This window comes from Georgenia sp. 311, from assembly GCF_006151955.1.
Classification (GTDB): domain Bacteria; phylum Actinomycetota; class Actinomycetes; order Actinomycetales; family Actinomycetaceae; genus Oceanitalea; species Oceanitalea wutianyii.
Genome location: NZ_VDFS01000031.1, coordinates 2752 through 9331 on the forward strand (window position 1 = coordinate 2752; position 6580 = coordinate 9331).

At 73.2% G+C, this 6580-nt stretch carries 10 protein-coding genes and 2 tRNA genes; 4 read left to right on the plus strand and 8 right to left on the minus strand.

The window, feature by feature from the left end:
• From FHE66_RS05530 to FHE66_RS05545, 4 genes are all read right to left on the minus strand, one after another.
• Positions 1-228 (minus strand): GlsB/YeaQ/YmgE family stress response membrane protein (locus tag FHE66_RS05530; protein ID WP_139071991.1); only part of this gene is annotated, 228 nt, incomplete at its 3' end.
• A gap of 92 nt (positions 229-320) precedes the next feature.
• Complete coding sequence (locus FHE66_RS05535) at positions 321-1085, minus strand: endonuclease/exonuclease/phosphatase family protein (RefSeq protein WP_139071983.1); 765 nt, start codon at positions 1083-1085, stop codon at positions 321-323.
• A gap of 10 nt (positions 1086-1095) precedes the next feature.
• The gene (msrB, locus tag FHE66_RS05540; protein ID WP_218013625.1) at positions 1096-1515 is read right to left on the minus strand and encodes a peptide-methionine (R)-S-oxide reductase MsrB; all 420 of its coding nucleotides are present in this window, start codon (positions 1513-1515) and stop codon (positions 1096-1098) included.
• Positions 1516-1547: 32 nt separating this feature from the next.
• Positions 1548-2081: a GNAT family N-acetyltransferase gene (locus FHE66_RS05545; RefSeq protein ID WP_168202749.1), complete on the minus strand. Its 534-nt coding sequence runs from the start codon at positions 2079-2081 to the stop codon at positions 1548-1550.
• 58 nt (positions 2082-2139) lie between these two features.
• Between FHE66_RS05545 and FHE66_RS05550 the strand changes: the two genes are divergently transcribed.
• Together FHE66_RS05550 and surE are read left to right on the plus strand one after the other, a co-directional pair.
• Complete coding sequence (locus FHE66_RS05550; protein WP_139071986.1) at positions 2140-3126, plus strand: 1-phosphofructokinase family hexose kinase; 987 nt, start codon at positions 2140-2142, stop codon at positions 3124-3126.
• 2 nt (positions 3127-3128) lie between these two features.
• Positions 3129-3980: a 5'/3'-nucleotidase SurE gene (surE, locus tag FHE66_RS05555; RefSeq protein WP_139071987.1), complete on the plus strand. Its 852-nt coding sequence runs from the start codon at positions 3129-3131 to the stop codon at positions 3978-3980.
• Here surE and FHE66_RS15385 read toward each other — a convergent pair whose 3' ends face one another.
• From FHE66_RS15385 to FHE66_RS05575, 4 genes are all read right to left on the minus strand, one after another.
• Positions 3981-4553 carry a hypothetical protein gene (locus FHE66_RS15385; RefSeq protein WP_168202750.1) on the minus strand — a complete coding sequence of 191 codons (573 nt, stop codon included), beginning with the start codon at positions 4551-4553 and terminating at the stop codon, positions 3981-3983.
• Positions 4550-4795, minus strand: a complete 246-nt coding sequence (locus FHE66_RS05565; protein WP_139071988.1) for a helix-turn-helix transcriptional regulator — start codon at positions 4793-4795, stop codon at positions 4550-4552. The genes FHE66_RS15385 and FHE66_RS05565 overlap by 4 nt, the downstream gene beginning before the upstream one ends.
• A gap of 148 nt (positions 4796-4943) precedes the next feature.
• Positions 4944-5852 carry a cation diffusion facilitator family transporter gene (locus tag FHE66_RS05570; RefSeq protein ID WP_139071989.1) on the minus strand — a complete coding sequence of 303 codons (909 nt, stop codon included), beginning with the start codon at positions 5850-5852 and terminating at the stop codon, positions 4944-4946.
• A 1-nt stretch (position 5853) separates the two neighbouring features.
• Positions 5854-6213, minus strand: a complete 360-nt coding sequence (locus FHE66_RS05575) for a metallopeptidase family protein (protein WP_139071990.1) — start codon at positions 6211-6213, stop codon at positions 5854-5856.
• Positions 6214-6347: 134 nt separating this feature from the next.
• Between FHE66_RS05575 and FHE66_RS05580 the strand changes: the two genes are divergently transcribed.
• Positions 6348-6420, plus strand: a tRNA-Glu gene (locus FHE66_RS05580).
• A 52-nt stretch (positions 6421-6472) separates the two neighbouring features.
• Positions 6473-6546: transfer RNA gene (locus tag FHE66_RS05585), tRNA-Asp, on the plus strand.
• The last annotated feature ends 34 nt before the right edge of the window (positions 6547-6580 follow it).

Consider the following 6580-nt stretch of genomic DNA (forward strand, 5'->3'; position numbering starts at 1 on the left):
GATCGAGATGAAGAGGATCGAGACGACGATCGAGATCGCCCAGCGGATCCAGTCGATGCCCTCCGTGTCCTCCACGCCGAGCACTCCGCTCAGCCAGTAGCCGACGAGGGCTCCGGCGACGCCGAGGATGATCGTCCACAGGATGCCGAGATTCTGGTCGCCCTTCATGAACAGCCGTGCAAGCGCGCCGATGACGGCTCCGAAGATGATGAGGCCGATGATCTCCATCGCATTCCTTCCTTTCACCGGCGCCCGGGTCGGCGCCGCGTGGGTCGCCGGAATGGTGGCACGGCCCGGGAGGGCCCGCATCCGGGACGGCGTCAGGTGCGCACGATGTCGACGGCGAGCGCCCGGTGGTCCGAGACCGCGAGCCGGAGAGCGCTCGCCTCACCGCCCGGCGCGAGCCCGGGACCGGCGAGGACGTGGTCGAGCTGACGGGAGGGTCGCCAGGCGGGGAAGGTGTCGGCCCGGGCGATCGGGATGAGGCCGGCGGCCCGGGCGGCGTCGTCGGGGCCGAGGTTGAGGTCGCCGAGGAGCAGGTGGGGGCCGGGCAGGGTGCGCAGCGCCCGCACGGACTCGGCGAGCTGGCGGCGGGCGGTGGGCGGGTCGGTGGACAGGTGGGTGCACCCCACCGTGAGCGGGCCGTCGGGGGCCTGGACGACGGCGGCGAGCAGCACCCGCGGCGCGTCGACCCGCACCCGCACCCAGGGCGCGGCGCTGGTCCGGGAGACGCGCACCGGCCCGGGTCGCAGGGGCCGCACGTGCCACGAGACCACCGGCCAGCGGCTGAGGAGGGCCACCCCGTAGCCGGCACCGCCGGGTACGTGCGCCGGGACGGGACGGCGGCGCAGCCCACGCACCGAGCCGCCGAACGCGGCGGCGAACCGGTGCCGGCGGAACCCGAGCGTCTCGGCGAGCACGGCGGTCTGGTCGACGCGGCCGCTGCGGGCCTGCCCCTTGTCGACCTCCTGGAGTGCGAGCACGTCACCGGGGACGTCCCGGACCGCGGCAGCCAGGCGCTGGGCGGACCGGGCGTCCCCGGTGAGCGGCTCACCGTGCTGGAGGTTGAAGGTCACGACCAGCACGGGTCGGACCTCAGCTCTCCTCGAACGTGAGGGCCACGGAGTTCATGCAGTAACGGTCCCCGGTGGGGGTCTGGGGCGCGTCGTCGAAGACGTGCCCCAGGTGCGAGCCGCAGCGGGCGCAGCGGACCTCGGTGCGGACCATGCCGAGGGAGCGGTCCTCGAGGAGGGTGACCGCGTCGGACTCGGCCGGGGAGTAGAAGCTCGGCCACCCGCAGTGGGCGTCGAACTTCGCCGTCGAGCGGAAGAGCTCGGCGCCGCAGCCGCGGCAGCGGTAGACGCCCTCCCTGTCCTCGTGGAGCAGCTCACCGGTGCCCGGCCGCTCGGTCCCCGCCTCGCGCAGGACGTGGTACTCCTTCGGGGAGAGGCGCTCGCGCCACTCCTCATCGCTCAGCGCCACGGTGAACGCCACGCGCTGGTTGTCGGTACTCATGGGCTCCATCTTGCGCCTGACCCGGCCGGTAGTCACGTCAGTCCGCTCGGCCGGTCGTGAACGAGCTGCTTGCCGAAGTGGTGGGTGACGTACGGGTTGTCCTCGAAACGGTCGACGGGCTCGTACCCGGCGCTCACGTAGAGCCCGCACGCCTCGACGAGGGACTCGTTGACGCCGAGGAGCACACGCCGCGCCCCCAGGGAGCGCGCCCGGTTCTCCAGCCGCTCGAGGAGGAACTTGCCCAGGCCCCGGCCGCGGACGTCCGGCCGCAGCCACATGCGCCTGATCTCCACGACCCCCGGCTCGAGCACGTGGACCGCACCGAACCCGACGACCTCCCCGCTGCCGACCTCGCTCACGAGCATGAAGTCGCCCTGCGGCGGGGTGACCTCGGCGGGGTCGCCGGGGATGCCGAGCGCGGGGTCGGTGTGGGTCTGCAGGCGGTCGGTGAGCTCGTCGAGGTAGGCGCGCACCGCGAGGGCCGCGGCATCGCTGCCCGCCTGCCCCTCGAGGATGCGCACCGGGGGCGCCGCTGACGAGTCGTGGCGCCGAGCCGCTCCGTCCATCGCCACAGTGTGCACCGTTGTCCTGCGCCTTGTCCTCCCCGGTCCTACGCTCGTCGGCATGGAGCAGCAGACCGGCACGCACCGGCCCAAGCTCTGCGTGCTCACGCCCACGCCGCTGCTCATGGTCGAGATCGAGCCGGGCCAGGACGACGGCTACCCGCAGAACGCCGACATCCACCTCCACCCCGGCGGGCAGGGGCTGTGGATCGCCCGGATGGCCAGCTCGCTGGGCGCCGAGGTCACCGTCTGTGGCCCGTTCGGCGGGGAGGCGGGCGCCGTCCTCCTCCACATGCTCGCCGAGGAGCACCTCAACGTCCGCGGCGTCCCGTACAACGCGGGCAACGGCGCCTACGTCCACGACCGGCGCGGCGGGCACCGCCAGTCCCTGGCGCACATGGTGCCGCCGCAGCTCACCCGCCACGAGCTCGACGACCTGTACGGCACCGTCCTCGTCGAGGCGCTCGAGGCCGACGTCCTCATCCTCGCCGGCGCCGAGCCGGACCGGGTGCTGCCGCCGCGGTTCCTCGCCCGGCTCGTGCGCGACGTGCGCAGCGTCGACAAGCTGATCGTCGCGGACCTCTCCGGGGAGGCGGCGAAGGCCGCGGCGGCCGAGGGCCCCACCGTGCTCAAGATGAGCCACGAGGAGCTGCGAGACGCCGGCCTCGCCGCGGACGACTCGGTGGAGGAGCTCCAGCGCGCGGGCCGCCGGCTGGTGGCCCAGGGCGTCGAGGCGATGCTCATCTCGCGGGCGGGTGAACCGACGCTGCTCGTCACGGAGGACTCCTCCCGCCTCCTCGTCGGTCCGGTCGTCACGCCGCTGGACCACCAGGGTGCGGGCGACTCGATGACGGCGGGCGTGGCGGTGGCCCTGGGCCGCGGCGCGAGCGTCGCCGATGCCGCCCGGCTGGGCGCCGCGGCCGGCGCCCTCAACGTCACCCGCCGCGGCCTGGGCACGGGTCGCCGGGAGCAGATCGAGCGCTTCGCCGGCCGGATCGGCATCGAGGACGTCGTCGAGACCGCGGCGGACGTCCCGGGCGGGGGGTGAGCATGCGCGTCCTCATCACGAACGACGACGGCATCGCCTCCCCGGGGCTCGTCGTGCTCGCGGAGGTCGCGCTCGCGGCGGGCGCCGAGGTGCTCGTCGCGGCCCCGCACCGGCAGTACTCCGGGGCGAGCGCCTCCCTCACCGCGCAGGAGGTGGGCGGCCGGCTCGCGCTCGTCGACGAGCGGCCCCCCGGTCTGCCTCCCGAGGTCGCCTCGCTCGGGGTGAAGGCGGCGCCCGCGCTCATCTCCTTCGTCGCCGCCTACGGCGCCTTCGGCCCGCGGCCGGACTACGTGCTGTCCGGGGTCAACCTCGGCGCGAACACCGGCCGGGCGACCCTCCACTCCGGGACCGTCGGTGCGGCGCTGTCGGCGGCCACCCAGGGCATCCCGGCGCTCGCCGTGTCCATCGCCTCACCGGAGCCGCAGCACTGGGCCACCGCTCGGCTCGTCGCCGAGCACGCTTTCGCCTGGCTGCTGTCCCGGCCCGACGACGAGGAGCGCGTCCTCAACGTCAACGTCCCGGACATCCCGGTGGACCAGCTCCGGGGCCTGCGCCCGGCCTACCTCGCGAGCTTCGGCGCCGTGCAGGCGCGGGTCCGGGAGAAGGGCCACGGGTACGTCCAGCTCACCTACTCGGGCGTCGACGCGGAGGAGGAGCCGGGCTCGGACCACGACCTGCTCCTCCGCGGCTGGGCCACCGCGTCCCTGCTCACCTCGCCGCACGACGACCCCGGGGAGACCGAGCTGCCGAGCTTCGACGGCGACGGCGACGAGCGGCCGACGGTGGACGTCAGCTCCGGCACGGTCATGAGCTCGGGCGACGACCGCCCTTCGGGTGAGATCGAGGCGGACTGACTAGTCCTCCTCGACGTCCTCCTCGACGTCCTCCTCCTGCGTCGCCTTGCTCCGGCGGGAGCCGATGACGGCGGCGACGAGCCCGACGAGCGCACCAACGAGGCCGCCGATGACCCCTCCGCGCAGCATGCTCGCCCAGACGTTGTCCGCGTCCGGCCCGACGACGTCGGGAGTGGGCAGCTCGATGAGCCCGTGGCCGGTGAAGACGGTCCAGGCCATCGCGGCGACCGTGAGCGTGACCGCGCCGAAGACGAGGACGACGGTCCCCGCCCGCTCGCGCAGGGAGACCCGGCCGACGAGCTCGTTGACGTCGACGCCGCGCCGCTTGGCGTAGAACATCGTGCCCCAGCTGGGGACCGCGGCGGCGACGAGGAGCACGGCGGGCAGGGCGAGCGTGCCGAGCACCGCGGCGACGACGGCGGCCACGAGGCTGGCGACCATCCCGACGGTCATCCCGAAGGTCGCCGACTCCATGAAGACGGCACGCTCGCGCTCGTCGCCGTAGACGGGACTGTCGAGGGCCATCACGCGGTCCAGCGCGCGGTCGACCCGTCCGTTGCTCCTGCGTGTCATCGTCCTGCCTCTTCTCCGTCGTCGGGCTCGATGAACAGCTGCTCCACCGTCGCCCCGAGCGCGCGGGCGATCCGCAGCGCGAGGTAGACCGACGGCGCGTAGTCCCCCTGCTCGACGGCGATGACCGTCTGCCGGCTCACGCCGACCGTCGCGGCCAGCTCGGCCTGCGTCAGCCGCAGCTCGCGGCGGCGGAGCCGGACGGGGTTGTCCGTGCCGCTCTGGGCGGCGCTGCGGGGAACCATGGCTCTGATGTTAAGGATCCCTGACAACCAATGTCAACCCTCCTTGACACTCGCACCCACCCCTCCCCACCTCTGGGACGCCCCCTGGCGCCCGGGGACACCCACGACAACCGCCCCGCCACCCGCAGAAGGGCGTCCCAGAGGGGGATCAGTCGTGCAGGCGGTGCTCGGTGTCCTTGTGACCGCGGGGCTCGAGCTGGAGCGTGGAGTGCTCGACGTCGAAGTGCCCCTCGAGGCAGTGCTGGAGCGCGTCGAGGACGACGCAGAAGCGCGCCGGGTCGAGCACGTCGTCCTCCACGACGACATGGGCCGAGACGACGGGGACGCCGGAGGTGATGGTCCACGCGTGCAGGTCGTGGACGGTGACGACGCCCTCGACCTCGCACATGTGCTCGCGCACCGTCGTGAGGGACATGTCCTCCGGGGCCCCCTCGAGCAGCACCCGGGCGACGTCGCGCAGGAGCAGCGTGGCCCTGGGGATGATGAACAGCCCGATGCCGATCGAGGCGAGCGCGTCGATCGGCGTCCAGCCGGTGAGCACGATGACGACGGCGGAGACGATGACGGCGACGGAGCCGAGGAGGTCGCCGAACACCTCGAGATAGGCGCCGCGGACGTTGAGGCTCTCCTCGCGCCCACCGCTGAGCAGCCACAGCGACAGGAGGTTGGCCACCAGGCCGACGGCGCCGATGACGAGCATGAGGGTCGGGTCGACCTCCCGCTCCGCGCCCAGGCGGCCTACGCCCTCGACGATGACGACGACACCGACGACGAGGAGGATGGCGCCGTTGACGAGCGCGGCGAGGATCTCGGCACGCTGCCAGCCGAAGGTCCACCGGCCGCGGGCGGGCCGGGAGGCGAGCCAGGTGGCGGCGAGGGCGAGACCGAGCGCCGCCGTGTCGGAGAGCATGTGGCCGGCGTCGGCGAGGAGCGCGAGGGAGCCGGAGAGCCAGCCGCCGACCGCCTCGGCGACCATGACGCCCGCGGTGACGGCGAACGCCGCGAGCAGCCGGGACCGGTGGGCGGCCGCCGCGGTGTGGTGGTGACCGTGGGACATCTCAGGCCCAGCCGAGCTCGTGGAGCCGCTCGTCGTCGATGCCGAAGTGGTGGGCGATCTCGTGGACCACGGTGACCGCGACCTCCTCGACGACCTCCTCGACGCTCTCGCACATGCGCAGCGTGGGGCCGCGGAAGATGGTGATCCGGTCCGGCAGGGAGCCGGCGGCCCACCACGAGTCGCGCTCGGTGAGCGGGGTCCCCTCGTACAGGCCGAGGAGGTCGGGGTCGCCGGCGTCCGCAGGCGGCTCGTCCTCGACGAGGACGACGACGTTGTCCATCTGGGCGGTGAGCTCCGGGGGCACGAGGTCCAGCCCGTCGCTCACGGCCTCCTCGAACTCCGCCCGGGAAATCTCGACCATGCCCCCATCATCGCCCATCGCCCGCACCGCGGACGTGCCGCAGACCACACTCACGCGTTTTGCTCAGCGAGCACTTCTCCCCCTATGCTTATGGAGGTCTTGGGGCGCCTCGGCGTCACGGGCGTCCTTACCGGGCCCCCATCGTCTAGCGGCCTAGGACCCCGCCCTTTCACGGCGGTAGCACGGGTTCGAATCCCGTTGGGGGTACGAACCACACAACTGAAGTACAGCAGCACAGCACGACAGCCTCACCACTCGAGGCCCCGTAGCGCAGTTGGTTAGCGCGCCGCCCTGTCACGGCGGAGGTCGCGGGTTCAAGTCCCGTCGGGGTCGCTGCGGAAGGCCCGGTCAGATCGCTGGCCGGGCC